Genomic DNA, 23,965 nt, shown 5'->3' with positions numbered 1-23,965 from the left:
GATGCTCGTACTGGCCATGCGGTCGATCCGGCAACGGCCCGGACGCTTCCTCGCGACCTTGCTGTCCGCCTTCCTCGGCGCGGCGATCATCATGACGTTCAACTCGATGCACGACACCGCCGGACAGCCCGGCATCGACTCGACCAGCTCCGAGACGCTGAGCCTCTCGGCGAGCGTCGTCGGCGGCTACGGCACCCTGCTGGTGTTCTTCGCCGTCGCCTCGACACTCACGGTCAACGTCCGCCAGCGGGCGGCCGAGCTGGAGCTGCTGCGCTGCTCGGGGGCGACTCCGGCGCAGATCAAGCGGATGGTCGTCGGTGAGGCGGTGGCCGTGGCCCTGGTGGGCGCGGTGCTGGCGATCGGCCCGGCGATGCTGGGCGGGCAGCTGCTGCTGGATGTGTTCCAGGACAGCGGCCAGGTCGCCGAGTCCGTCGACCACTCCTTCGGTCCGATCGCGTTGATGTCGGGCATCGACATCACACTGCTCGCGGCGGCGGGCGCCGCGTTCCTCGCCGTACGGCGGGCGACGCACCGGCGCGAACGGCGGGACGGGAAGCGGAAGTTCTTCGCGTACGCCGCTCTGATCGTCGGCGCTGTGGCGGTGACCTCCACCTTCGCGATGTCGGCGACGGACGAGGCGCTGATGGCGGCTCCGGCGTACGGCGCGATCCTGCTGTCGGTGGGTTTCGCGCTGCTGGCGACACGGCTGCTGAAGGGCATGCTGGACCGGCTGTCGCTGCCGGGGGCGAGCGGCTGGCTGGCCGTGCGCAACCTGCGTGAGCGGGCGGACCATCTCGCCGGGATCCTGATGTCGCTGGTCCTGTTCACGGCGGTGTCCACGGCGACGCTCACCATGCAGGCGGTGGAGAGCGACACGGTCGAGAAGCTGGGGATCGTCAAGGACGTCGACGCCAAGACGCTGGAGACGCTGAACTTCACGGTCGTCGGCATCATCGTGGCGTTCGTCTGCGTGATGCTGGTCAACTCGCTGTACGCGGCGACGACGTACCGGGCCCGCGAGTTCGGGCAGCAGCGGCTGGCCGGGGCGACTCCGGGTCAGGTGCTCGGTGTGGTGGGTGCCGAGGGGCTGGTCCTCACGGTGACCGGTGTCTTCTTCGGCACGGTGGCGGCGCTGGCGGGGATCGTCCCGTTCACGATCGTCCGCTCGGACGAGGTGCTGCCGGGCCAGTTCTTCGGCATCTGGCTCGCGGTCGTCGTGATCGCGGCGGCGGTGACGATGGGGACGAGCCTGGTCACGACCCGGCGGGTGCTGCGCACTCCGGCGGTCGAGGCGGTGGGGCTCGCGGCCTGAGCGAGGGGGATTCGGTAAGGGGCGGCCGCTCTTGCGGCCGCCCCTTACGCCTATGCGACCCCCGCCGCGTCCAGCAGCGCCGTCACGGTGGCGGTGGCCAGCCCGTCCAGCGTCTCGACCCGCGCGCCGGCCCGGGCGCTCGCGCCGTCGAAGACCAGCGTCAGCTGCCGGGCCAGCAGCTGCGGATCACGTGCGCCGCCCAGCTCGGCCAGGGCGCGGAACGCCTCGGTCAGCCGCCCCTTCGTGGCACTGGCGACCACACTTGCCGGGTGCTCCGGGTCCTTCAGCTCGACCATCGCGGACAGGAAGGGGCAGCCTCGGTACTCGGGCTGCGTCGACGCCTTCTCCAGCCGCTCGAAGACCTCGAGGATGCGTTCGCGCGGAGTGCCTGTGTCGTCCGGGGTGAGCTGCCGCTCGTAGGCGGGCGCCCGGCGCTCCAGGCTCGCCGCCAGGACTTCGTCCTTGCTCGCGAAGAGTTGGTACATCGACCGCTTGGAGACCCCGGCCGTCCTGCACAGCGCTTCGACACCGATCGAGACGCCGTCGCGGTAGAACAGCTCGGCCGCCGCGTCGAGCAGCCGGTCCTTCGTGGACGCTCTGTCCGTCGTGGGCATACGGCGAGGCTAGCGCGCCCCGGAGCGGATCGGAAACCGATCGGTCTCTTGGTTGGGAACCGCGTGACAGACACGGTGAACAAGCGCTTGGATAGCGGCAGGAATCCACACCGAGCGGGAGGCCCCGTTGTTCACATCCGTCGACGAAGTCTCCGCCCGCCTCGCCGAGACCGGCTATCTCGCCTCCCCCGCGGTCGCCACCACCGTCTTCCTCGCCGACCGTCTCGGCAAGCCGCTCCTGGTGGAGGGCCCCGCCGGCGTCGGCAAGACGGAACTCGCCAAGGCTGTCGCCACGATCGCCGGAGCGGAGCTCATACGGCTGCAGTGCTACGAAGGCGTCGACGAGTCCCGCGCCTTGTACGAGTGGAACCACGCCAAGCAGTTGCTGCGCATCACCGCGGGCCGGGACGAGACCTGGGACGAGACGCGCACCGACATCTTCAGCGAGGAGTTCCTGCTCCCCCGCCCACTGCTGACGGCCATCCGCGGCGACACTCCGAAGGTCCTGCTGATCGACGAGACCGACAAGGCGGACGTCGAGGTGGAGGGCCTGCTGCTCGAAGTGCTGAGCGACTTCCAGGTCACCGTCCCCGAACTGGGCACGGTCACGGCCACGCGCCGCCCCTTCGTCGTCCTCACGTCGAACGCGAGCCGCGAGCTGTCCGAGGCGCTGCGCCGCCGCTGTCTCTTCCTCCACATCGGCTTCCCCGACGAGGAGTTGGAGCGCCGGATCGTACGGCTGAAGGTGCCGGACCTCGACGAGGCGCTGGCCGCGTCCGTGGTACGCGTCGTCGGCGCCCTGCGGGCGATGGCGCAAGGTGCCTTCGGTCGCCGAGACCGTCGACTGGGCGCGCACACTGCTGGCGCTGGGCGCCGACACGCTCGACGAGACGGTCGTACAGGCCAGCCTGGGGGTGCTCCTCAAGCACCAGGACGATGTCCTGAAGGCGGCCGCCAAGCTCGATCTGGACGCCGTGTGACCGCGGCGGCGTCGGATGTCGCGGCGCGGCTGACGGACTTCGTCGCCGCGCTCCGTGAGCACGGCATCCGCATCGGCACCGGGGAGACCGTGGACGCCGGTCGGGCGGTGGCGGCGCTGGGCCTGGCGGACCGTGAGCAACTGCGCGAGGGACTGGCCGCGACGCTGCTGCACGGCACGGGACAGCGGCCGGTGTTCGACCCGGTCTTCGACCTGTACTTCCCGCGGGGCGTGGGAGCGCCCGAGGAGCAGCCCGCGGACCGGGACGATCTGCGGGACCGTCTCGCGAAGGCGCTGACCGCCAACGACCCCGCATTGATGGGCCGGTTGGCGGGCGAGGCCGTCGACGGCTTCGGCGGATACGGGAGTTCACCGGCGTCGTACGGCTGGTCGTCGCATCAGACGCTCGACCGGCTCCGCCCGCAGACGCTGCTGGCCCGTGTCCGCGACGACATCCGGGCGCAGAGCGGCACTTCGGGGTTTGCGGACCGGCTCCTCGACGACGAGATCCGGCGGCGGATCGAGGCGTTCCGGGCGATGGTGGCCACGGAGGCGCGGCGCCGGGTCGCCGAGCGGCGCGGGCGGGACGAGATCGCCCGGCGGGCGGTGGCCCCGACCGCCGACCGGGTGGACTTCCTGTACGCCGGGCGGGACCGGGTGGCCGAACTGCGCAGGACGGTGCAGCCGCTCGCCCGGAAGCTCGCCACCCGGCTGGCGGCGCGCCGGCGCCGTGCCGCGCGGGGCACGATCGACCTGCGCCGGACGCTGCGCGGCTCGCTGTCGACGGGCGGGGTGCCGATGCGGCCCGTGCTGCGCCGGCGCCGTCCGGCCCGGCCCGAACTGGTGCTGCTGTGCGATGTGTCGGGCTCCGTGTCCGGCTTCTCGGACTTCACGATGCTGCTGGTGCAGGCGCTGCACGACCAGTTCAGCAAGGTGCGGGTGTTCGCCTTCGTCAACCGGATCGACGAGGTGACCGGGCTGCTCCGGCACGGCGTCGCCGATCCCCAGGGGCTCGGCGCCCGCATCCAGGCGGAGGCCACGCTCACCGGCTGGCACGGCAGCAGCGACTACGGCGTCGCACTGGGCGAGTTCGCGGAGCGGTACGCCGACGCGCTGGGCCCGCGTACGACCGTGTTCGTCCTCGGCGACGCCCGCACGAACATGAGCGACCCGAACCTGTCCGCCGTACGCGACATCGCCGAACGGGCCCGCCGCGTCTACTGGTTGAACCCTGAGCCGCGCACGCTGTGGGGCACCGGTGACTCGGCCGCACCAGAGTACTCCGGTGTCGTCGCAATGAACGAGTGCCGCAACGCCCGGCAGCTCGGCGACCTGATCGCCCGCCTGCTGCCGGTGTGATCAGGCCGCGAGCTGCGGATAGAGCACCGCGAGGTCCGCGGACAGGCCCCGCCTTGGCCTGCCGGGAGATGTCGTCCGCCAGCACCTCGTAGGCTCCGGCCGCGATGCCGTCGAGGGCCTGCGCCGCCACGCTCTCGGGCGTGGACTTCGGCTCGTCGATCTGTGCCGTCATGTCCGTGTCGACATAGCCGACTTGAAGGCCGGTGACCTCGATGCCGCGCGGCTTGAGGTCGAGGCGCAGGGAGTTGCTCTGCGACCAGAAGGCGGCCTTGGAGGCGCTGTAGGAGCCCGCGAGACCGATCCACGAGAGCACCGATCGGCGGCAGCCGCGATGGACGCCGGGTCGCCGACCTCGAGGGCCAGCGGCACGGCATCGGGGTGGGTGACGGTCCCGCGGGTTGCACGGCCCATGCCGCGGCTGCCGCCGGTGACCACCAGGGCGACGGAACCTTCGATGGTTGTCATGGGACTCTCCGCACTCTTCAAACAAGGCAAGCGCGCCCCCACCCCGTGCACCTCTCCCGGACCCCCTAGGGGTGCTCTCCGGGGAGAACCAGGGCTTGCTCCTCATCCCCGGGCAGACCTCGCCCTTCTACGCTCCGCAGTAACAGAGGGGGATTCCATGAAGGCTGTGATCCAGGACCGGTACTGCTCGGCGGACGAGCTGGAGTTCAGGGAGGTCGACCGGCCGGTACCGAAGCCCGACCAGGTGCTCGTGCGGGTGCGGGCGGCGTCCGTCAACGCCAAGGACTGGCACATGATGCACGGCGACCCGAAGCTGATGCGCATCTCCATGGGGCTGCGCGCACCCAAGCTGAAGATCCGCGGCAATGACTTCGCGGGCCGGGTCGAGGCCGTCGGCAGCGAGGTGAAGGGGCTGCACCCGGGCGACGAGGTGTTCGGCGAGACCGACGGGACGTTCGCCGAGTACGCGTGTGCCCGTGCCGCGACCGTGGCCCCGAAACCACCCGGCCTCACCTTCGAGCAGGCCGCCGCGATCCCGTTGGCGGGGTGCACCGCGCTCATGGGCCTGCGCGATGTGGCCCGCGTGCGGTCCGGGCAGACGATCCTGATCAACGGCGCGTCCGGCGGCGTCGGCACCTTCGCGGTGCAGCTCGCGAAGGTGTACGGCCTGGACGTCACCGCGGTGTGCCGGACCCGCAACGTGGACATGGTCCGCTCGCTCGGGGCGGACCATGTCGTCGACTACAGCCAGGAGGACTTCACCCGGAGCGGACGCCGGTACGACGTGGTGCTCGATCTGGTCGGCAACAAGTCGCTGAGCGAGTTCCGGAGCGTGCTGACCCCGACCGGCACGCTGGTGCTGTCCGGCGGCGGGACCTACGACGGTGGCACTTTCTTCGGGCCGATGAGTCTCTTCTTTCAGGGACGGGCGGTCGGCAGGTTCGTTCGGCACCGCGTGGTCGAGATCTCGGCGGTGGTGACCACGGAGTATCTGACGACCTTGGGCGAACTGGCCGAGTCCGGAAAGGTGGTCCCGGTCATCGACCGCACGTATCCATTCGCCGAGATACCGGAGGCGATCCGGTATCTGGAGATGGAGCACGCGCGCGCGAAGGTCGTCATCACGGTGTGACGTGCCGGCGCGGGCCGACCGAAGCTACTTCTCCTTCGCGAACTCCCTCGCCGTCTGCCCCTGGAAGTCGTAGACGACGACCTGCTCGTCGCCCACAACCCAGGCGTCGTGTCCGGGCGAGACGACGAAGACGTCGCCGGGGCCGACTTCGCTCTCGCCGCCCTCGTCCATACGGATGTGCATGCGACCTTGGACGACATAGCCGTTGTGGTGCATCTGGCAGGTGTCGGTGCCCGCGATCGGGGCCACGGACTCGGTCCAGCGCCAGCCGGGCTCGAAGGTCCCCACAGCGAAGTCGAGATCCGACATGTGGACGGCTTCCAGGTGGCCGCGAGGGAAATCACGTCGCTCGTCCGGCTTGTCGAGCGTCTTCACTTCCAACATCACACGCTCCCTTCCGGCCGCGATTCACCGCGACCGGGGCCGGTCTCCTCGGCGGCCCTGCGCACCGCCGTCGGCGGCCGACCCCCTACCACTCCATCGTCCGCCCGGCCCCTCGGGGCCGCCATTCGGGAGACGCCCGCTCAGGTCTGCTTCCCGCAGAGCTCGGCGAAGCGCTCGGCGTCGACGTTGCCCCCGGAGATGATCACGCCGACCCGGCGCGGAAGTGCACCCACCCGGCCGGTGAGCAGGGCGGCCAGCGGTGTGGCGCCGCTGGGCTCCACGACGATCTTCAGCCGCTCGAAGGCGAACCGCATCGCGTCCCTGATCTCGTCATCGCCGGCCAGCGCGATCTCGTCGACCAGCCGTCGGTTCACGGAGAAGGTGAGCTCGCCGGGGGTGTGCAGGGCCTGTCCGTCGGCGATGGTGCGGGGCACGGGGATCGTGATGCGCCGGCCCGCCTCCAGCGACCGCTTGGTGTCGTCCCCGGCCTCCGGCTCGACGCCGATCATCCGGATCCCCGGGTACAGGCCCCTGGCGACCGTGGCACTGCCGGCCATGAGCCCGCCCCCGCCGACCGGTGTGACGAGCGCATCCAACTCCCCCACTTCTTCGAGGAGTTCCAGGGCGGCGGTGCCCTGCCCTGCGATGACATGCGGATGCTCGTACGGCGGGATGAGAGCGAGGCCCCGCTCGGCGGCCAGGGCCTCACCGATGGCGGTGCGGTCGCCGGTGTAGCGGTCGTACGTCACGATCTCGGCGCCGTATCCGGCGGTGGCGTCCATCTTGGAGCGCGGGGCGTCCTCCGGCATGAGGATCACGGCGGTGGTGCCGAGTTCACGGGCGGCCAGGGCGACGGCCTGGGCGTGATTGCCGGAGGAGTAGGCGGCGATGCCCCGGGCCAGCTGCTCCGGTGCCAGCCGGGAGGCCGCGTTGTAGGCGCCGCGGAACTTGAAGGCGCCCACACGCTGGAAGTTCTCGCACTTGAGGAACACCTCGGCGCCGACGAGTGCGTCCAGCGTCCGTGAGCGCAGCACCGGGGTGCGGTGCGCGACGCCCTTGAGCCGGGCGGCGGCGTCACGGACGTCATCGAGGGTGACCGGCGGGGTCGTGGTCGTCACGCGTGCCCTCCATCGGGGTCGGGGTGGCCTCGGACTCGACACTCCTAGACTAACAGTCCAGATCCTGTACCAACAGTCCAGATTTCCGGCACCCCGCCGGGGAAGCCCTCAGTATCCGACGTAGAACGTGGCGTCCTGCCGCTCCGTGGCGGTCGAGACGGGGTCGATCCGCAGGGCGTAGTCGGCGTGCCTGATGTACCGGGTCGGGTTGTTGTACGAGCGGAACGACGACCAGGAGGAGTCGGCGAGCCCCGCGGTCCGGTAGAAGGTGGCGTTGGCGGCGAACGTGGACGTGCCGTCGTTCTCGTCCAGCCTCAGGTTGTAGCTGTAGTGGCGCAGATAGCGGGCCGGGTAGTTGACCGACCGGAAGGAGACCCCCGCCGAGTCGGCGAGGCCCGGCACGAGCTTCCACTGCGAGTCGGGATACGGGTCGAAGGGGTATGCGTCGATCCGGCCCACGAAACCGCTGTGCCGGACGTAACGGGCCGGGTGGTTGTACGACTTCAGCCGGTTCCAGGCCGGGGCACCCCAGGCGGACACCAGATTGCCGTACTGGGCCGAGGTGATCGGCTGTATGCCGCAGTGCTTGGAGTTGAGCGGCTGGGTGTAGCGGCGCTGGTCGAGCGCGGCCCAGGTGCCGGCCGCGAGGTTCGTGCTCTGCCAGGCGTAGAAGACGCCGTTCGGCGTGTAGGTGTCGCCCCAGAGGTACCAGGTGTTGGAGGTCAGGGACTTCACGACGGTCGGGGCCTCGGTGCCGCCGTGCGCGGCGGGCGTACTGAAGACCGTGAAGCTGCCCGGGTTCAGCGAGGTGGATCTCGCACCGACGAGGGCCTGGTTCCGCTTGAAGTACAGGTAGTTGACGCCGTTCACGCCCACGGTCAGATTGCCGTCGATGACGTCGTAACCGGGGTCGAAGAAGACCTGCGGGTTCTCGGTCGTCCGGAAGTCGGTGGTGTAGCTCACCATGATCACGTTGTGGCCGCTGCTGTTCACCGAGGAGTAGAGGATCCCGTACCGGCCGCGCCCGGCGTCCCAGAAGGCCTCCGGTGCCCAGCTGTGCGTGTTCGTCATGTCGTGCAGCTTCAGCAGCCGGTAGCCGGTGAAGGTGCGCAGGTCGGCCGAGTCCCAGACGTGGATGTACACACTGGTGCGGGACCAGTCGGTGCCCTTCAGGTCCGTCGCCAGCACGACGAAGGTGCCGTCCTGCTTGCGCAGGATGAACGGGTCGCGCAGCCCGCCCGCGCCGGCGGTCGGCGTGACCACGGGGTTGTTCTGGTTCAGCGGCATCCACTGCAGGCCGTCGGTGCTGACGGCCAGATGCAGGCCGTAATCGGCCTCCAGCATGGTCGTGGACTCGGTGAAGTAGCACATGACGTACGCCGAGTCGGCCGCGTGGGCCGATCCCGCACCGAGGGCCAACGAACCGGTCACGGCCAGCGGCACGGTGGCGGCCATACCGAGCACCTGACGGCGCGAGGGGCGGGGTCCGGGCTGGGCACTGCTGCTCATCTACCCTCCAAGAGGTCATCGATTTCCGATATTTCGAACGCAGTTCGGTGAATCGATCAGAAGGTAGAGGCCTGGTGACAGGGGGTCAATTGTTCTGTCAGGCCTTGTTGATTCCTGTGCGAACGGCCATGACAGCCAGGTCGGCCGGGGACGGTCGGGTCAGCGCACCCTGCCCCGCGGCTTCAACGGCAGCGGCGGCAGTTCCGGCGCCGGAAGCGGATCACCGTCGTAGCCCTTGACCTCGCCGAAGCGGGAGCCGGCCATCCAGTCCTGCCGGGCCTGTTCGATGTCGGCCTGGGTACGTCCGATGAAGTTCCACCACATGATCAGCTCCTCCTCGAACGGCTCACCGCCGAGAAGCATCAGCCCCGCGTCCGACGCCGCGCGCAGCGGCAGTTCGGTGCGGCCGCAGCCGAGGTAGAGCATCGAGCCCGGCAGCACCGGCACCCCGTCCACCCGTGCCTCGCCGGACATGGACAGCACGGCGTATTCGAAGTCCGGCTCCAGCGGCAGGCGTGCGTCCGCGCCGCCGGCGAGGGCCAGGTCGGCGCCGACGATCGGGGTGTACGTAGTGCCGGGCGAGGCGGCGCCGTCGAGTTCGCCGAGGATCATCGTGGCCCTGAGGCCGGGCGCCGTGACGACGGGCAGCTCGCCGTGGTGCTCGAAGCGCGGGTCGGTGTGGCGGTGACCGTCGGGGAGGGCGACCCACAGCTGGGCGCCGTGCAGGAAGCGGGCGTGCGAGCGGGGGCTCTCCTCGGAGTGGCTGATCGCCCGGCCCGAGGTCATCAGGCCCAGTTCACGCGGGCGGATGGTCTGCAGGCTGCCCGTCGAGTCGCGGTGCAGCACCTCGCCCTCATGCAGCCAGCTCACGGTCTGCAGTCCCATGTGCGGGTGCGGCGGGACCTGCATGCCGGGCTCGTCGGCGATGTCGTCGGGGCCGTAATGATCGACGAAGCACCAGGCGCCGACCATACGGCGGCCCAGGTTGGGCAGGAGACGGCGGACCTCGGTGGACTCGCCGAGCTTGACGTGGCGAGGGCTGAGAAGTTCACGCACGGGCTCCGGCACGACGAAGCCGCGGCCGCCGCACAGAGCGGGAACCGCCTCGCGATCAAGATTGCTCATGGCGCCCAACCTAGCCCCGCGGGAGTCCCCGCGTCAGTCCAACGCAGGCCAGGCCCATCCGAAAATAGTAGCCATGGATATAGTAGCTATGTACTCTATTCGCATGAGCACGGCTTCCGAGGGCGCGACGCCCGGTTTCCTGGTCTGGCGACTGTCCACGAAGTGGCGGGTCGCGGTCGACCGCGCGGTGACCCCGCTGGGACTGACCCACGCGCAGTACGCACTGGTGGCCTCGTTGTACGGCATGCAGCGCAGCGGCGAGCGCCCCAGCCAGCGGCGCCTCGCGGACCACACCGGTCTCGAACCGCTGTATGTCTCCAAGCTGGCGCGACACCTCGAAACGGCCGGCCTGCTCGAACGCGCCCGGGATCCCCGCGACCCGCGCGCGGTGCAACTGGCCCTGACCGAGCAGGGCCGTGAGCGGACCCGGCAGGCGATCAAGGTCGTCCAAGGCCTGCTGCAACAGCTGCTGGAGCCCCTCGGCGGCCTCGACAGCCCGCGCACCCGGGAGCTCACCCGCGATCTGGCAACCCTGCTCGACGCACCTCTTGATCCGTTCGCCATGGACCGCGAGTCCAACAAGGAGCAGTCATGACCACCACCACTCCCCCGGTCGACCCCCGCGTCATAGCTCTGGCCCACTACGCCGGCCGCGCGCTTCTCGAGAAGGCACTGGCCCGCCACGGCGCCACGTTCCAGCAGTCCGTCACCCTCCGGTTCGCCGCCACCGCCGACGGACCGATCGAGCGGGACCGCCTCGTCGACAGTGTCGTCGGCGCGCTGAAGATCGACGCCGCGGACTCGCACTCCGTGGTCGACGAACTGCTCGCCGCGGACCTGCTAGCCCCTCAGGAGCCGTCCCAGCTGCGGATCACGGACGCCGGACGGGCGCTGCTCGACGGGACTTCGGCCGAGACCGCCCCCATCACCGCCCGGATCTACGCCGGTATCCCGGAAGATGAACTGGCCACCGCAGGACGGGTACTGACCCTCATCACCGAGCGGGCCAACGCCGAGCTCGCGGCCATGGCTCACTGACTCAGTAGTGGAATATTGAACCACCGTGCTCCGTTGACGGCGCCGAAGGAGGTCACGAGTGGAGACGACGTACTACGACCACGGAACAGAGGCGGAGCGCTGGGAGCGCGCGCGGATGTTCTTCGACGCCAGGGACTACGCCGGTGCGGCGCGGGTCCTGGCCGAGCTGGTCGAGAAGGTGCCGGAGCAGACCGGACCGCGGCTGCTGCTGGCGCGCTCCTACTACCACTCGGCCCAACTGCGCCGCGCCGAGACCGAGTTGCGCACGCTCGTCGAGCGGGACCCGGTGGAGCACTACGCCCGGCTGATGCTGGGCCGGACCCTGCAGCGGCAGGGGCGGCACGAGGAGGCGGAGCAGCACCTGCGCCTCGCCTCGGCGCTCGCCGGGGATTTCGAGCGGCTGTGAGCCACGACGGGGCCCGGTTCCCACAAGGGAACCGGGTTCCCGTCCGATTCATGCTTGCGCGTTGCCCGGCGTCCGGCGCCCCCGGCGGTGGGCGATCTCCCCGAGCACCACGTCCACCACGATGAACGCGGCCAGCGGAATACCGAGCAGCGGCACGAAGTAGCCGAGGACGGCGATCACGGCGACCAGCGGCACGAGGATCTGCGGGGGCACCTGCTGCCAGGCGCCGCGCGGGATCGGCCGGCCGAAGGCGGAACCGCGGCCACGCTGCCACCACATGCGGTAGCCCAGCACGATCAGCACGATCAGGCTGAGCGCCAGAAGCATCAGGGCGATCTGGTTGACCAGGCCGAAGAGGACTCCGGTGTGCAGATCGATGCCCCAGCGGGTCAGCTTGGCAAGCAGCGGATAGTCGTCGAACCGCAGCACGTCGGTGACCTCGCCGGTGGCCGGGTCGATCGCGACCGAGTCCTGCTTCTCCGGCCAGCTGCGCTGCACCTGCTTGACGACGTACGCGGACGACGCGTCGGCGGGCGGGACGACCTCGACCGGATCGTCGAGCCCTTCGGCGCGTGCGGAGGCCAGGATCTCGTCGAGGCCGACACCGTGCTCGGCGTTCCCACCGGAGCCGGCCGCGGCACCGTGGCCACCGTGGTCGCCGCCCGCGGTCGCCGAGACCGACGGGGTGGAGTGGCCGAGCGAGGTCCGCAGCTCGTCGATGTTGGCGCCGGCGTAGGTCGACCAGGTCAGGCCGGTCGCGGACAGGAAGAAGAACCCGATCGCTGCCCAGACGCCCACGGTCCCGTGCAGGCCCAGTGTGCGGCGCCGCCCGCTGGTGCGCCGTACCCTCCGCAGGGCCCGGCGGCGGGAAAGCCACAGCACCACGCCGCCGCCCGCGATCACCCACAGCCAGCTCGCGGCGAACTCGCTGTAGAGGCGGCCGTTCTCGCCGAGGTGCAGGTCCCGGTGGAACTCGTCGATCCAGGTGCGCAGCGGCAGTGCGCCGGTCGCGCCGTACTGTTCGAGGGCGCCACGCACCTCGGCCGTGTACGGGTCGACGAACACGGCGAGCGTATGGGTGTCGTCGACGCCCTCGACACCGGACAGCAGCACCCGGGTGCTCGCGTCGTCCGCCGGGGAGGGGCGCACCGCCGAGACCGTGCCGTCGGGGTGGGCCTCGCGGGCGGCGGCCACCTGCTCGGAGATCGGCAGCTTGGTGTCGCCGACCGGGACGGTCATCTCGTCGGCGTACACGATCTTCTCGGCCTGGAACGAGGCGGCGTACAGCAGACCGGTGGTGGCGGCGACGAGCAGGAACGGTGCGACGACGAGGCCCGCGTAGAAGTGCAGACGCAGGACCAGGGGGCGGAGCGGGGCCCATCTGCTGGGGGACGGCGCCGGGGCGGCGGCTTTCGGGGCCTCGTCCGTGGAGGTCGAGGGAGCGATGGACATCGGCGGCTTCTCCGGGGCTGGGGACGTTTCTCGGGTCTGGCGGTCCAGTAGTCGGGGGAAGAGGGCGCCGAGTTCCCGGCATCCGGAGTGACGTAGGCCACACAGTTGCGATCCGGTCGTCGTGGTGCCGTGGCATTCTGGCGCGATGGCATCTCCCCATGACCGCGCGCCCGTTGCCGAGCTGGTCGAGGAACTCCTCGCCGCCGAGGGACCGCTGACCATCGTCGAAGCGGGCGAACCGGTGCTGCGGCACGCCGCCGAGCCCTTCGACGGACAGCTGGACCCCGCGCTTCTGGCGCGCTTCGTCGCGGCGCTGCGCGGCACGATGCACGCGGCGCCGGGCGTGGGCCTGGCGGCCCCGCAGGTAGGGGTACCGCTGCGGATCGCGGTCATCGAGGACCCGGCGCCGGTTCCCGACGAGGTGCGGGTGGCGCGCGGGCGGGTGCCGCAGCCGTTCCGGGTGCTGGTCAATCCGTCGTACGAAGCCGTCGGGCCCGGCCGGGCCGCGTTCTTCGAGGGCTGCCTCAGCGTGCCGGGCTGGCAGGCGGTGGTGGCACGGCACGCCGAGGTGCGACTGACGGGCGAGGACGAGTACGGCCGCCCCCTGGACGAGGTGTTCAGCGGCTGGCCCGCGCGGATCGTGCAGCACGAGACGGACCACCTCGACGGCACGCTGTATCTGGACCGCGCGGAGCTGCGCTCACTGTCCTCGAGCCGGGCGATGGCCGAGCGCTGGGCGCAGCCGACGCCGGATGCGGCGGCGGCTGCCCTGCGATTCCGGCTGCCTGAGGCGTGACTCAGTTGTCCCGGTAGGCCTCCAGCAGCCGCAGCCAGATCTCGCTGATCGTCGGATAGGACGGCACCGCGTGCCACAGCCGGCCGATCGGGACCTGCCCGGCGACCGCGATCGTGGCCGAGTGGATCAGTTCGCCGACGCCGGGGCCGACGAAGGTGACGCCGAGGAGGATCTCGCGTTCCAGGTCGACGACCATACGGGCGCGGCCACGGTAGCCGTCGGCGTACAGGCCCGCGCCGGCGACCGAGGACAGCTCGACGTCCACGGCGCGGACGCGATGGCCCGCCTGTTCCGCCTCGGCGAGGGAGAGCCCTACGGCCGCCGCCTCCGGATCGGTGAACACGACCTGGGGTACGGCCGCGTGGTCGGCGGTGGCGGCGTGGGCGCCCCACGGGTCCGACTCCAGGAGCGGTACGCCGGAGGCTCGGGCGGCGATGGCGGCGCCCGCGATCCGGGCCTGGTACTTGCCCTGGTGGGTGAGGAGGGCGCGGTGGTTGACGTCGCCGACCGCGTAGAGCCAGTCGCTGCCGGTGACGCACAGGCTGTCGTCGACGGGCAGCCAGGAGCCCGGCTCCAGGCCGACCGTGTCCAGGCCGATGTCGTCGGTGCGCGGGGCGCGCCCGGTGGCGAAGAGGATCTCGTCGCCCTCGATACGGTCGCCGGCCTCGGTCACGGCCACGACCGTGCCGTTCTCACGGCTCACCGATGCGAGCGACGTGCCGGTACGCACGTCCACCCCCGCTTCCGTGAGCCCGTCGCCGACCAGCTCGCCGGCGAAGGGCTCCATGCGGCCCAGCAGGCCCTTGCCGCGGACGAGGAGCGTGACCTGCGAGCCGAGGGCCTGCCAGGCGGCGGCCATCTCGGTGGCCACGACGCCGCCGCCCACCACGATCAGCCGACCGGGCGCGGCCTTCGCGCTGGTGGCCTCCCGGCTGGTCCACGGGCTGACGTCGGCGAGCCCGGGCAGGTCGGGCACGAGGGCGCGGCTGCCGGTGGCGACGGCGACGGCGTGCCGTGCGGTCAGGACGTGCTGTTCGCCGTCCGGGCCGGTCACGGTGACCTCGCGGGGTCCGGTGAGGCGGCCGTGGCCGCGGTAGAGGTCGGCGCCGATGCCGTCGATCCACTGGACCTGGCCGTCGTCCTTCCAGTGGGAGGTGAACTCGTCGCGGCGTGCGAGCACCGCGGCGGTGTCGAGCGGGCCCTGCACCGACTCCTTCAGACCGGCGAGGCGGCGGGCGTCGGCCTGGGCGATGACCGGGCGCAGCAGGGCCTTGCTGGGCATGCACGCCCAGTACGAGCACTCGCCGCCGACCAGCTCACTCTCCACGACCGCGGTGGCGAGGCCGGCCGCACGGGTGCGGTCGGCGACGTTCTCCCCCACGGGCCCGGCTCCGAGCACCACGACGTCGTACACGTTGGAATCCGTTTCCGTCATGGGGTCAGTCTGGTGGGTGGTGTGCGCTGTGGCCACACGGGTACGTGCGCGGAATACGCAACGGGTCGGACGTGTTGTGCGGACGGCTTCGCCCCGACATCAGGAAGAGGGAATCACGCCATGAGCAGCACCGTGGAGCTCACCAAGGAGAACTTCGACCAGACGGTCACGGACAACGACTTCGTCCTGATCGACTTCTGGGCGTCCTGGTGCGGGCCGTGCCGTCAGTTCGCCCCGGTCTACGAGAAGGCCGCCGAGGAGAACCCGGACCTGGTGTTCGGCAAGGTCGACACGGAAGCGCAGCCGGAACTGGCCTCCGCGTTCGGCATCCAGTCGATCCCGACCCTGATGATCGTCCGGGACCGCGTCGCCGTGTTCGCGCAGCCCGGCGCCCTGCCCGAGGCCGCGCTGACCGATGTCATCGGACAGGCCCGGAAGCTGGACATGGACGAGGTCCGCAAGGCCGTCGAGGAGCAGCAGACCAAGGCCGAGCAGAACAGGGAGTGAACGCAGGGGCGTTGTGCCATGGCCACGCCGCCGTGTGCGCGGCGGCGTGGCGCACATCGTCCTACAACGCCAGCGGCAGTCCCGCGTAGTTCGCGGCCAGTTCGGCGGCCGCGTGGCGGGACGCGGTGATCCGGCGCAGGCGGGCCCGTTGCAGCCGGTCGTCGAAGGCGTCCCCGTCCGGCCGTACATGCAGCAGCGTCGTCATGTCGTACGAGAATCGAGTCGCCTGCCAGACCCGGGCGAGAGACAACTCCGAGTACCTGTCGAGGAGTTGCTCGGCCCCGGTGCGGTGCAGTTCACCGAAGGCGCGGGCGAGGACACGAACGTCGGACACGGCGAGGTTGAGGCCCTTGGCCCCGGTGGGCGGCACGATGTGGGCGGCGTCCCCGGCGAGCAGCAGCCGTCCGTGGCGCATCGGTTCGTGGACGTAACTCCGCATCGGCGTCACCGACTTGGACGTGATCGGGCCGCGACGCAGGGTCCAGTCGGCGTCGATGGCGAAGCGGGCGGCGAGTTCGTCCCAGATGCGGTCGTCCGGCCAGTCGTCGGGGTCGGTGCCGTTCGGGACCTGCAGATACAGGCGTGAGACGCTCGTCGAACGCATGCTGTGCAGGGCGAAGCCGTGCTCGCCACGGGCGTAGACCAACTCGTCGCAGGACGGCGGGACGTCGGCGAGGATCCCCAGCCAGGAGTACGGGTAGTCGTGCGCGTACGAGCGACTGCGCGCGGCCGGGAAGCTGTCCCGGGCGATGCCGTGGGAGCCGTCGCAGCCGACCACCCAGTCGCAGGTCAGCGCCTGCTCATGGCCCTCGTGCCAAAACCGTACGACGGGCGCCTCGCTCTCCGGCTTCTCCACGGCGAGCACCTCCGCCTCGAACAACAGCGGTGGCCCTTCGGCCAGTTGGAGCGCCACCAGGTCCTTCACGATCTCGGTCTGGGCGTAGATCGTGACAGTACGGCCGCCGGTGAGGGCCGGGAAGTCGAGGTGGTGCCGTTCCCGGCCGAAGCGCAGCTCGATGCCCTGGTGGACAAGTCCCTCGGCGTCAAGCCGCTCGGCGGCGCCGGCCTCGCGCAGGGCGTCGACCGTGCCCTGCTCCAGCATTCCGGCGCGCTGGCGCTGTTCGACGTACTGTCTGCTTCTGCTCTCCAGCACGACGCAGTCGATGCCCGTCCGGTGCAGCAGACGGGCGAGGAGCAGTCCGGCGGGGCCGCCGCCGATGATGCCGACCGTCGTGCGCATGGTGCGCCTCCCCTGGGGTTCAGCTGGATTCGCGGTGCACCACCGTGGCACCGAGCACGGTGTGCCGTTCGGGTGCGGTGCCCGGGTCGCGCACCGCACGGTCGACGAGTTCGGCGAGGTCACGGCCGGACGGCAGCTCGATGTGGACCGTGCTCAGCCGGGGCCGCAGCAGCCGCCCGAGCATCAGGTCGTCGGCTCCGATGATCGCCGTGTCCCCGGGAATGTCGACCCCCTCGTCCTGCAGCGCGCGCATCAGCAGCATCGCGTACTCGTCGTTGTACGCGAACACGGCGTCCAGGTCGAGTTCCCGCCGGCGCGCGGCGAGCCGGGCGCCGGAGGACTCCTCGTAGGCGAGAGGCAGTTCGGTGACGGTGGCGTCCGTGCCGTGCAGGGCGCTGCGTACGCCCGCGAGGCGGGGCGCGGAGAAGGTCTCCAGGCCCGGCTCCTCCGGTACGACGACGCCGATCCGGCGCCGGCCGCGGTCGTACAGGTGGGTGGCGGCGCAGTGGCCGACGGTCGCGTGGTCCATGAGCAGGGCGTGGGCGCCGTCGACGGTTTCGGGGCCGAGGGTGACGACGGCCCGGGCGCCGGAACGCTTCAGCACCGTGACGCCCTGCGGGCCGAGGCCGGCGCCCGGGACGAGGACGGCGACGGGCCGCAACTCCGCCCAGGCGCGGGCGGCTTCGTCGCCGTGCAGGCCGACGGTGCCGTACTGGACGACCGTGTAGTCGAGCCGGCTGAGCGCCCACTGGAGCTCGTTGATGAACTGGCTGTAGAGCGGGCCGACCGGGATGGTCGGGGCGGGCATCAGGACGAGCCGGCTGTGCCCGGCGCGCAGACTGCGGGCGGCGGCGTGCGGCACGTACCCGAGGTCCTTCGCCGCCTGGTGGACCCGTCGCCGGGTCGGCTCGCTGATCCGGACGGCGCTGGTGTTGTTGAGCACGTAGGAGACGGTCGCGCGCGAGACGCCGGCCAGGCGGGCCACATCCGCGCTCGTGGGCACAGGGTGCTGCGCGGGCGACACGGGGGCTGTCGTTTTCGGTATCTGCACCATGACGTATCGCATCTTGGCAGAGGGCCGGGGCGGGGGTTCGGGCGGGATCGGGCGGGTGAAGGTTGTACGAACGCGGCTCAGCGAGGCGGGTCGGTACGCGTGACGCGGGCGACCAGGTCGACCCAGCCCGTCTCCAGCCGCTCCAGCGGCATCCCGCACTGGTTGGTCAGATGGTGGATCACGGCGGGATCGAGGTAGCCCAGCAGCGTCTGGGCGAGGAGCTGGCAGTCGGCGTCGGGCACGATCTGCCGCAGCAGGATCACCATGTGCGTGCGCAGCGCCCGGAGCGACGGGTGGGTGTACCGGCGGGTCGGTTCCGGCTGAGCGGCCAGTTCCAGCTCCAGCTGCTCGGCCGAGCGGTACAGCACGGCCACGCCGAACGCCCGCAGCCGCTCGACCGGCGGCGCCCCGGGCCCCAGGGGCGGCGGTCCGCCGAGGAAGTCTGCTTGCAGCTTCCGCGACGAATGGTCGAGCAGCGCGGTCAGCAGGCCGGTGCGGTCGCCGAAGCGGCGGAAGACCGTGCCCTTGCCCACCTCGGCCGCCGCGGCCACCGCCTCCATCGTGACCCCCGCGACACCGTGCTCGGCGATCAGCTCGGCGGCGGCCTCCAGCAGCCGAGCCCGGTTGCGCGCCGCGTCGGCACGCAGGCACGGCTCGCCTTCGGCGCTGCCGAGCTGCAACAACCCGGCTTCGTCGAAGGGCTCTTGAGGCCCCGGGAAGGGCGGCAGAGGGGTGGACATGAAAACAGCGTAAAGCATGGGGAATGAAACTGGACCGCGGTCCGGTTATGGTGCTACAACAGTAAACGGACCCCGGTCCGGATCGTTTTCGGCAATGTTTCAGCACCCCTGGAGTTCGCATGTCTGTTCGCATCCTTGCGCTCGTCGGCAGCCTTCGCGCCGGTTCGCACAACCGTCAGCTCGCCGAGGCCGCCGTCAAGCTGGCCCCGGAGGGCGCGGATGTCCACCTGTTCGAGGGCCTGGCCGAGATCCCCTTCTACAACGAGGACCTCGACGTCGAGGGCAGCGTCCCGGCCCCGGCGGCCAAGCTGCGCGAGGCCGCTCAGGCCGCCGACGGCTTCCTGTTCTTCTCGCCCGAGTACAACGGCACCATCCCGGCCGTCCTGAAGAACGCCATCGACTGGCTGTCCCGCCCGTACGGCGCCGGCGCGATCACCGACAAGCCGGTCGCCGTGGTCGGCACCGCCTTCGGCCAGTACGGCGGCGTATGGGCGCAGGACGAGGCCCGCAAGGCCGTGGGCATCGCCGGCGGCAAGGTGCTGGAGGACGTCAAGCTGTCCATCGCCGGTTCCGTGACCCGCTTCGCCGAGACGCACCCCGCCGACGACGCCGAGGTCGCCGCGGACCTCGCCGAGGTCGTCGCCCGGCTGCACGTGCACGCCGGCGAGACCGCCGCGGCCTGAGCCACACCCCTCCCCCACAGGGGCCGGAGCCGCGAGAGGCTCCGGCCCCTGCGTGCGTCAGGCCACCGCCTTGGGCGCCAGCTCACGCAGCTCCGCCAGCGCGGCCGCGACCGCGGGGCGCTTGTGGCCGCCGCGGCGCGTGCAGGTGAGGAGCTTGCGGTGCGGGTCGGCCGCGCACTGCACCCGGGTGATGGGCAGGTGGGGCGTCAGCTGTGCCAGCCGTGGGATCAGCGCGACCCCGAGCCCGTGCGCGACGAGATGGGCCATCACGTTCCAGTCCATCGCCTGGTGCACGACGTCCGGAGTGAACCCGGCCGCCCCGGCCGCCGACAGCACATGCGGACGGCAGGGGCTGTCCGGCACGGGGGCGATCCAGGGCTCGTGCGCCGCCTCCGCGAGGTCGATCCGGCCCCGCCCCGCCAAGGGATGATCCTCGGGCACGACGAGGTCGAACGGGTCGTCCAGCAGCGGCTGTTGGTCGAAGCGTGCGTCGCTGAGGGGCGGGTTGAGCACGGTGGCCTCGACGACCGCCAGATCGCTCTGCCCCTCGAAGAGCAGGTTGAAGCTCTCCGGTACCTCCGCCTCCTGGATCCGTACGTCCAGACGCGGATGGCGTGCGCGCAGCCGCGCCGCCATGGGCGCCAGCAACACCGAGACGGCCAGCGGGAATCCGCTCGCGCGCAGGGGCCCCGCGGGTTCGCCCTGGTCGGCCCGCAGATCCAGCTCGGCCTGGTCCCAGCGGGCCTGGATGGCGTCGGCGTGCGCGAGCAGGCTCTCGGCGGCCGGGGTGAGACGTACCCCTCGACCCCGCGGTTCGAGAAGGTCGACGCCCAGATCGCGGGCCAGCTGCCGGATCTGCTGGGAGGCTGCGGACGGCGTGAAGTGCAGGGCCTGGGCGGCCGCGGTGACCGTGCCGTAGTGGGCGACGGCCCTCAGGACGTGCAGTCGGCGCAGGTCAATCATGAAGTCCACGCTTCACGGTGGAGTCCACGAAGTCAACCTGGACGTGTACGGAGGCTGCGCAGCACCCTGGCTGTGTCGCGACGGTCAACCAGCCATGACGTCCAAGGAGTTCCCATGACCAGCACGACCGGCACCGTCTGCCCGCACTGCGGCCGGCCCGACGGAGCCGAGCCCTTCCAGGTCGTGTCCCGGCACGTCACCGCGGCCGGCGCAGCGGTGTGGACCCGCTGCGGCTGCGGCTCGCTCCAGGTCCGGGTCGTCGACGACCACGGCATGCGCATCGTCTCCCGCAGCCGCCCAGCCCGCACCGAGCCGTGCCCGGCGAGCGGGTGAGCGGGTGAGCGGGCCGCGGATCACCGTGTCGACCCGGCGCGCTATGCCACGCGTTCCCGCTCGTTCTCCTGCTCCTGCTTCTTCGCGGCGCGCAGGCTCGTCACCGTCGTCACCGCCAGGACGAGCACGATGAAGCCGAGCGAGAAGGGGATGGAGATCTCGGGGACGTGGACCCCGGACTCGTGCAGGGCGTGCAGCACCAGCTTGACGCCGATGAAGCCGAGGATGATCGACAGGCCGTAGCTGAGGTGGACCAGCTTCTTCAGCAGGCCACCGATGAGGAAGTACAGCTGCCGCAGACCCATCAACGCGAACGCGTTGGCCGTGAAGACGATGTACGGGTCCTTGGTCAGACCGTAGATGGCGGGGATGGAGTCGAGGGCGAAGAGCACGTCCGTCGAGCCGATGGCGAGCATCACGACCAGCATCGGGGTCATGACCCGCTTGCCGTTCTGCTCGACCCACAGCTTGGTGCCGTGGTAGCGGTCGGCCACTCCGAAGCGGCGCTCGACCATCTTGAGCAGCTTGTTCTCCTGGTACTCCTCCTCGTGCTCCTCCTTGCGGGCGTCCTGGATCAGCTTCCAGGCGGTCCAGATCAGGAAGGCGCCGAAGAGGTAGAACACCCACGAGAACGTGGAGATGATCGCCGCGCCGGCCGCGATGAAGCCCGCCCGCAGGACGAGGGCCATCAGGACGCCGACCATCAGCACGCGCTGCTGGTACTGCGTGGGCACCGAGAACTTCGCCATGATCAGGACGAAGACGAAGAGGTTGTCGACGCTCAGCGACTTCTCGGTGATGAACCCGGCGAAGAACTCACCGGCGGGCTGCCCACCGCCGAAGACGACCAGGCCGAGCCCGAACAGACAGGCCAGCACCACCCATACGGCCGTCCAGATCCCCGCCTCCTTGACCGACACGTCATGCGGTTTGCGTCCGATGAAGAAGTCGACGGCGACGAGCGCGCAGAGGGCGGCTACGGTCAGCAGCCAGACGGTGAGGGAGACGTTCACTGGACACTCCTGGTGCGGTGGGGCTTGGACAGCGTGGTCGCCGCTTCCCACTCCCTTCCACTGACGCAAGATGAACAAAAGGTCATGTCATGGCAAGTCCATAGGGACGGACGGCCTGGTCAGCGGGGTGCCACCCGCCGTACGGCGGACAGGTTCCGCCGGACGGCGGCGGCCGGGAGCCGCCGCCGTGCGCGGACCATGACCGCAAGAGCCGCCGCGCGACAGCGCGACATGAGGAGAAGCCATGACCCAGGTGCCGCCCCCGTTCGACCCCGAGCTCGCCGCCGCGCTGGAGACGATCAAGGACATGATCTCGCCCAGTCTCACGTCCGAGGAGATCAAGGAGGTGAGGACCGGCCCGGGCATCCAGATGCTGGCCGAGCTGGACCTCTCCGACGGCGGGTTCTTCGAGATCGAGGACCGGGTCGTGCCGGGTCCGGAGGGAGCCCCGGACATCTCACTGCTGATCTGCCGTCCGGCCGCCGAACCGGTCGCGGGCCCGCGTCCGATCGTCTATCACGTCCACGGCGGCGGCATGGTCCTCGGCAATAACCGGGTCGGCGTGGACGTACCACTGGCCTGGGCCCGCGAGCTGGACGCGGTCGTGGTGTCCGTCGAGTACCGGCTGGCGCCGGAGCATCCGCATCCGGCACCGGTCGAGGACGTGTACGCGGGTCTGCTGTGGACGGCGGAACACGCCGAGAAGATCACCGGGGACCCGGAGCGGATCGTCGTCGCCGGCGCCAGCGCGGGCGGCGGGCTGTGCGCGGCGCTGGCTCTGCTCACCCGTGACCGCAAGGGCCTGCAGCCGGTCGGGCAGCTCCTGATGTGCCCGATGCTGGACGACCGCAACGACACGCCGTCGTCGTACCAGATGGCGGGCCTCGGCATATGGGACCGCACGTCCAACGAGACCGGCTGGACGGCCCTGCTCGGCGAGGCGCGCGGCGGCCCGGACGTGCCCGCCTACGCGGCACCGGCCCGGGCCGAGGACCTGACCGGGCTGCCGCCGGCCTTCCTGGACGTCGGCTCCGCGGAGACCTTCCGGGACGAGGTCGTCGCCTACGCCTCACGCCTCTGGCTGGCCGGCGGCGTGGCCGAGCTGCATGTCTGGCCGGGCGGCTTCCACGGCTTCGACGGCTTCGCCCCGCAGGCGGCCCTGTCCCAGGCGGCCCGGGCGGCGCATGTGCAGTGGCTGCGACGGCTGCTGGGGAGCTGAAGCCCGACCGAGCCCCGCTCCCCCGGATCCGGTGCCCTCGCAGGCTCCTCATCCACGCCCCGATGCCGCACCATGGGCAGATGAAAGAGCTGGCCGGGCGCCTGACGGCGCTGGATCCGGACGCCGGCGCCGCCGTGCGGGTCATCGCCTACTTCGACCGACTGTCCGAGTCCCGGGCCGGTCTGGAGGCGCTGGTGCGCGGGGCGGCCGTACTGGCCGGGGTGCCCGCGCGGCTGCTCGACGCCGACCGGCGGGTACAGATGCGCGTGGAGCCGGACGGCACCCGGCAGGACTCCGACCTCCCGCCCGATCCCGGCTGGCCCTCGGCGGCGCTCATTCCGGACGGTGCGCCGGCGCTGTGGCTGGAGCGCGCGGAGGCGGAGCCCAGTGTGGTCGACGCGGTGATCCTGGAGCGGGCGGCCGGTGCCGTACGGCGGGTCCTCGACCGCACCCGGGGCCGGGCCCCCGTCGACGACCCCGCCCTCGTCGAAACCCTCCTCGACGCCACCGCCCCGGAGGCGGCCCGGCTGCACGCCGCCCGCCGGCTGGGCCTGGACCCCGCGGGACGGGCCCGCGCCCTGGCCCCGTACGACGGCCACCCCCGCATCGCACCGGCGCGCCCGGGGACCGAGCCACCGCACACCGGACAGCGCATGGGCGTCGGACCCGCCGTCCCCGTGCTCGACCTGCCGCGCTCCTGGACGGCGGCCCGCACCGCCCTGCGCTTCACGGCGGACGGCACCGCCCAGGACCCCGGCGCGCGCGTCGTGCACGCCGACGACCTGGGCGGTATCGCGCTCATCGCCGACCTGGTCGTCCCCGGTGCCGAACCCCCGCCCGACGTCCGCGCCGTGGAGGCGGCGGCCGCGGCGACGCCCTGGCTGCTGGCCACGCTGAACGCGGTCGCCTCGACGGCGAGCCTGCGCGCGGCGGCCACCGGGATCAACGTCCACCACTCCACGCTCCAGGACCGGCTGGCCCACGCCGAGCATCTGCTGGGCTGGCCGGTGCGCACCCCGCAGGGCCGACTCAGGCTGCAACTGGCCCTGACCATGCGGCACTTGGCGCGCTCATAGCTCGCGAACCGCC

24 protein-coding genes and 2 pseudogenes are annotated in these 23,965 nt (G+C 71.2%); 13 read left to right on the top strand and 13 right to left on the bottom strand.

What is annotated here, in order from left to right; genetic code table 11:
* Position 1: 1 nt before the first annotated feature.
* Entirely contained in the window at positions 2-1,312 is a 1,311-nt protein-coding gene (locus QQY66_RS45460; protein ID WP_301986336.1) for an FtsX-like permease family protein, read from the top strand.
* A 50-nt stretch (positions 1,313-1,362) separates the two neighbouring features.
* On the opposite strand, the gene QQY66_RS45455 is transcribed toward QQY66_RS45460, so the two are convergent.
* Positions 1,363-1,926: a TetR/AcrR family transcriptional regulator gene (locus QQY66_RS45455; protein ID WP_301986335.1), complete on the bottom strand. Its 564-nt coding sequence runs from the start codon at positions 1,924-1,926 to the stop codon at positions 1,363-1,365.
* 127 nt (positions 1,927-2,053) lie between these two features.
* Between QQY66_RS45455 and QQY66_RS45450 the strand changes: the two are divergent.
* Both QQY66_RS45450 and QQY66_RS45445 read left to right on the top strand, forming a co-directional pair.
* Positions 2,054-2,906: pseudogene (locus tag QQY66_RS45450) on the top strand (AAA family ATPase).
* Positions 2,903-4,264 carry a VWA domain-containing protein gene (locus QQY66_RS45445; RefSeq protein ID WP_301986334.1) on the top strand — a complete coding sequence of 454 codons (1,362 nt, stop codon included), beginning with the start codon at positions 2,903-2,905 and terminating at the stop codon, positions 4,262-4,264. Before QQY66_RS45450 ends, QQY66_RS45445 begins: the two are co-directional and overlap by 4 nt.
* Here QQY66_RS45445 and QQY66_RS45440 read toward each other — a convergent pair.
* Positions 4,265-4,729: pseudogene (locus tag QQY66_RS45440) on the bottom strand (SDR family NAD(P)-dependent oxidoreductase). It lies immediately after the preceding gene.
* A gap of 157 nt (positions 4,730-4,886) precedes the next feature.
* Here QQY66_RS45440 and QQY66_RS45435 point away from each other — a divergent pair.
* Positions 4,887-5,861: an NAD(P)-dependent alcohol dehydrogenase gene (locus tag QQY66_RS45435; protein WP_301986333.1), complete on the top strand. Its 975-nt coding sequence runs from the start codon at positions 4,887-4,889 to the stop codon at positions 5,859-5,861.
* Positions 5,862-5,885: 24 nt separating this feature from the next.
* Here QQY66_RS45435 and QQY66_RS45430 read toward each other — a convergent pair whose 3' ends face one another.
* The 4 genes from QQY66_RS45430 to QQY66_RS45415 form a co-directional block, all read right to left on the bottom strand.
* A complete protein-coding gene (locus tag QQY66_RS45430) occupies positions 5,886-6,245 on the bottom strand; it encodes a cupin domain-containing protein (protein ID WP_301986332.1) in 360 nt (119 codons plus the stop codon).
* Positions 6,246-6,385: 140 nt separating this feature from the next.
* Positions 6,386-7,363, bottom strand: a complete 978-nt coding sequence (locus QQY66_RS45425) for a threo-3-hydroxy-L-aspartate ammonia-lyase (RefSeq protein ID WP_301986331.1) — start codon at positions 7,361-7,363, stop codon at positions 6,386-6,388.
* 108 nt (positions 7,364-7,471) lie between these two features.
* On the bottom strand, positions 7,472-8,872 hold the full coding sequence (locus QQY66_RS45420) for a glycoside hydrolase family 43 protein (protein WP_301986330.1): 1,401 nt from the start codon (positions 8,870-8,872) through the stop codon (positions 7,472-7,474).
* A 159-nt stretch (positions 8,873-9,031) separates the two neighbouring features.
* The gene (locus QQY66_RS45415; protein WP_301986329.1) at positions 9,032-9,997 is read right to left on the bottom strand and encodes a pirin family protein; all 966 of its coding nucleotides are present in this window, start codon (positions 9,995-9,997) and stop codon (positions 9,032-9,034) included.
* 103 nt (positions 9,998-10,100) lie between these two features.
* Here QQY66_RS45415 and QQY66_RS45410 point away from each other — a divergent pair, with 103 nt between their 5' ends.
* The 3 genes from QQY66_RS45410 to QQY66_RS45400 are packed head-to-tail and all read left to right on the top strand — an operon-like array spanning position 10,101 to position 11,441.
* A complete protein-coding gene (locus QQY66_RS45410; RefSeq protein ID WP_301986328.1) occupies positions 10,101-10,592 on the top strand; it encodes a MarR family winged helix-turn-helix transcriptional regulator in 492 nt (163 codons plus the stop codon).
* The gene (locus tag QQY66_RS45405; protein WP_301986327.1) at positions 10,589-11,035 is read left to right on the top strand and encodes a MarR family transcriptional regulator; all 447 of its coding nucleotides are present in this window, start codon (positions 10,589-10,591) and stop codon (positions 11,033-11,035) included. Before QQY66_RS45410 ends, QQY66_RS45405 begins: the two co-directional genes overlap by 4 nt.
* A gap of 58 nt (positions 11,036-11,093) precedes the next feature.
* Positions 11,094-11,441, top strand: a complete 348-nt coding sequence (locus QQY66_RS45400; protein ID WP_301986326.1) for a tetratricopeptide repeat protein — start codon at positions 11,094-11,096, stop codon at positions 11,439-11,441.
* Between the two features lie 48 nt (positions 11,442-11,489).
* Here QQY66_RS45400 and QQY66_RS45395 read toward each other — a convergent pair whose 3' ends face one another.
* Positions 11,490-12,893: a PepSY domain-containing protein gene (locus QQY66_RS45395; RefSeq protein ID WP_301986325.1), complete on the bottom strand. Its 1,404-nt coding sequence runs from the start codon at positions 12,891-12,893 to the stop codon at positions 11,490-11,492.
* A gap of 145 nt (positions 12,894-13,038) precedes the next feature.
* On the opposite strand from QQY66_RS45395, the gene QQY66_RS45390 reads away from it, so the two are divergent.
* Positions 13,039-13,689 carry a peptide deformylase gene (locus QQY66_RS45390; RefSeq protein ID WP_301986324.1) on the top strand — a complete coding sequence of 217 codons (651 nt, stop codon included), beginning with the start codon at positions 13,039-13,041 and terminating at the stop codon, positions 13,687-13,689.
* Between the two features lies 1 nt (position 13,690).
* Here the strand turns inward: QQY66_RS45390 and QQY66_RS45385 are convergent, their stop codons facing one another.
* Positions 13,691-15,124 carry an NAD(P)/FAD-dependent oxidoreductase gene (locus QQY66_RS45385; RefSeq protein WP_301986322.1) on the bottom strand — a complete coding sequence of 478 codons (1,434 nt, stop codon included), beginning with the start codon at positions 15,122-15,124 and terminating at the stop codon, positions 13,691-13,693.
* Positions 15,125-15,244: 120 nt separating this feature from the next.
* Here QQY66_RS45385 and trxA point away from each other — a divergent pair, with 120 nt between their 5' ends.
* Positions 15,245-15,631 carry a thioredoxin gene (trxA, locus tag QQY66_RS45380; protein ID WP_301986321.1) on the top strand — a complete coding sequence of 129 codons (387 nt, stop codon included), beginning with the start codon at positions 15,245-15,247 and terminating at the stop codon, positions 15,629-15,631.
* 61 nt (positions 15,632-15,692) lie between these two features.
* On the opposite strand, the gene QQY66_RS45375 is transcribed toward trxA, so the two are convergent.
* From QQY66_RS45375 to QQY66_RS45365, 3 genes are all read right to left on the bottom strand, one after another.
* Positions 15,693-16,871, bottom strand: a complete 1,179-nt coding sequence (locus QQY66_RS45375) for a 4-hydroxybenzoate 3-monooxygenase (RefSeq protein ID WP_301986320.1) — start codon at positions 16,869-16,871, stop codon at positions 15,693-15,695.
* Between the two features lie 19 nt (positions 16,872-16,890).
* On the bottom strand, positions 16,891-17,925 hold the full coding sequence (locus QQY66_RS45370; RefSeq protein ID WP_301986318.1) for a LacI family DNA-binding transcriptional regulator: 1,035 nt from the start codon (positions 17,923-17,925) through the stop codon (positions 16,891-16,893).
* A gap of 77 nt (positions 17,926-18,002) precedes the next feature.
* The gene (locus QQY66_RS45365; RefSeq protein WP_301986317.1) at positions 18,003-18,683 is read right to left on the bottom strand and encodes a TetR/AcrR family transcriptional regulator; all 681 of its coding nucleotides are present in this window, start codon (positions 18,681-18,683) and stop codon (positions 18,003-18,005) included.
* 101 nt (positions 18,684-18,784) lie between these two features.
* Here QQY66_RS45365 and QQY66_RS45360 point away from each other — a divergent pair, with 101 nt between their 5' ends.
* Complete coding sequence (locus QQY66_RS45360) at positions 18,785-19,348, top strand: NADPH-dependent FMN reductase (RefSeq protein ID WP_301986316.1); 564 nt, start codon at positions 18,785-18,787, stop codon at positions 19,346-19,348.
* A 57-nt stretch (positions 19,349-19,405) separates the two neighbouring features.
* Here QQY66_RS45360 and QQY66_RS45355 read toward each other — a convergent pair whose 3' ends face one another.
* Positions 19,406-20,311 (bottom strand): LysR family transcriptional regulator, encoded by a 906-nt coding sequence (locus tag QQY66_RS45355; RefSeq protein ID WP_301987714.1) that lies wholly within the window; start codon positions 20,309-20,311, stop codon positions 19,406-19,408.
* Between the two features lie 114 nt (positions 20,312-20,425).
* On the opposite strand from QQY66_RS45355, the gene QQY66_RS45350 reads away from it, so the two are divergent.
* Entirely contained in the window at positions 20,426-20,644 is a 219-nt protein-coding gene (locus QQY66_RS45350) for a hypothetical protein (RefSeq protein WP_301986315.1), read from the top strand.
* 41 nt (positions 20,645-20,685) lie between these two features.
* On the opposite strand, the gene QQY66_RS45345 is transcribed toward QQY66_RS45350, so the two are convergent.
* Positions 20,686-21,657, bottom strand: coding sequence for a TerC family protein (locus tag QQY66_RS45345; protein ID WP_301986314.1), 972 nt, complete (start codon positions 21,655-21,657; stop codon positions 20,686-20,688).
* A gap of 244 nt (positions 21,658-21,901) precedes the next feature.
* Here QQY66_RS45345 and QQY66_RS45340 point away from each other — a divergent pair, with 244 nt between their 5' ends.
* Both QQY66_RS45340 and QQY66_RS45335 read left to right on the top strand, forming a co-directional pair.
* Positions 21,902-22,876, top strand: a complete 975-nt coding sequence (locus QQY66_RS45340; protein ID WP_301986313.1) for an alpha/beta hydrolase — start codon at positions 21,902-21,904, stop codon at positions 22,874-22,876.
* Positions 22,877-22,956: 80 nt separating this feature from the next.
* On the top strand, positions 22,957-23,952 hold the full coding sequence (locus QQY66_RS45335) for a helix-turn-helix domain-containing protein (protein ID WP_301986312.1): 996 nt from the start codon (positions 22,957-22,959) through the stop codon (positions 23,950-23,952).
* The last annotated feature ends 13 nt before the right edge of the window (positions 23,953-23,965 follow it).

This window comes from Streptomyces sp. DG2A-72 (assembly GCF_030499575.1).
In the GTDB taxonomy this organism is placed as follows: Bacteria; Actinomycetota; Actinomycetes; order Streptomycetales; family Streptomycetaceae; genus Streptomyces.
Note: the sequence above shows the minus strand (reverse complement) of the source record. Positions and strands in the feature narration are given on the sequence as shown.

Excerpts from the sequence above, each read along its gene's own strand:
- QQY66_RS45390 (WP_301986324.1), top strand. The coding sequence starts at position 13,039 with ATGGCATCTCCCCATGACCGCGCGCCCGTTGCCGAGCTGGTCGAGGAA.
- QQY66_RS45340 (WP_301986313.1), top strand. The coding sequence starts at position 21,902 with ATGACCCAGGTGCCGCCCCCGTTCGACCCCGAGCTCGCCGCCGCGCTG.
- QQY66_RS45460 (WP_301986336.1), top strand. The coding sequence starts at position 2 with ATGCTCGTACTGGCCATGCGGTCGATCCGGCAACGGCCCGGACGCTTC.
- QQY66_RS45410 (WP_301986328.1), top strand. The coding sequence starts at position 10,101 with ATGAGCACGGCTTCCGAGGGCGCGACGCCCGGTTTCCTGGTCTGGCGA.
- QQY66_RS45355 (WP_301987714.1), bottom strand. The coding sequence starts at position 20,311 with ATGATTGACCTGCGCCGACTGCACGTCCTGAGGGCCGTCGCCCACTAC.
- QQY66_RS45360 (WP_301986316.1), top strand. The coding sequence starts at position 18,785 with ATGTCTGTTCGCATCCTTGCGCTCGTCGGCAGCCTTCGCGCCGGTTCG.
- QQY66_RS45405 (WP_301986327.1), top strand. The coding sequence starts at position 10,589 with ATGACCACCACCACTCCCCCGGTCGACCCCCGCGTCATAGCTCTGGCC.
- QQY66_RS45335 (WP_301986312.1), top strand. The coding sequence starts at position 22,957 with ATGAAAGAGCTGGCCGGGCGCCTGACGGCGCTGGATCCGGACGCCGGC.
- QQY66_RS45385 (WP_301986322.1), bottom strand. The coding sequence starts at position 15,124 with ATGACGGAAACGGATTCCAACGTGTACGACGTCGTGGTGCTCGGAGCC.
- trxA (WP_301986321.1), top strand. The coding sequence starts at position 15,245 with ATGAGCAGCACCGTGGAGCTCACCAAGGAGAACTTCGACCAGACGGTC.
- QQY66_RS45430 (WP_301986332.1), bottom strand. The coding sequence starts at position 6,245 with ATGTTGGAAGTGAAGACGCTCGACAAGCCGGACGAGCGACGTGATTTC.
- QQY66_RS45365 (WP_301986317.1), bottom strand. The coding sequence starts at position 18,683 with ATGCTTTACGCTGTTTTCATGTCCACCCCTCTGCCGCCCTTCCCGGGG.
- QQY66_RS45370 (WP_301986318.1), bottom strand. The coding sequence starts at position 17,925 with ATGGTGCAGATACCGAAAACGACAGCCCCCGTGTCGCCCGCGCAGCAC.
- QQY66_RS45415 (WP_301986329.1), bottom strand. The coding sequence starts at position 9,997 with ATGAGCAATCTTGATCGCGAGGCGGTTCCCGCTCTGTGCGGCGGCCGC.
- QQY66_RS45375 (WP_301986320.1), bottom strand. The coding sequence starts at position 16,871 with ATGCGCACGACGGTCGGCATCATCGGCGGCGGCCCCGCCGGACTGCTC.
- QQY66_RS45420 (WP_301986330.1), bottom strand. The coding sequence starts at position 8,872 with ATGAGCAGCAGTGCCCAGCCCGGACCCCGCCCCTCGCGCCGTCAGGTG.
- QQY66_RS45455 (WP_301986335.1), bottom strand. The coding sequence starts at position 1,926 with ATGCCCACGACGGACAGAGCGTCCACGAAGGACCGGCTGCTCGACGCG.
- QQY66_RS45435 (WP_301986333.1), top strand. The coding sequence starts at position 4,887 with ATGAAGGCTGTGATCCAGGACCGGTACTGCTCGGCGGACGAGCTGGAG.
- QQY66_RS45350 (WP_301986315.1), top strand. The coding sequence starts at position 20,426 with ATGACCAGCACGACCGGCACCGTCTGCCCGCACTGCGGCCGGCCCGAC.
- QQY66_RS45395 (WP_301986325.1), bottom strand. The coding sequence starts at position 12,893 with ATGTCCATCGCTCCCTCGACCTCCACGGACGAGGCCCCGAAAGCCGCC.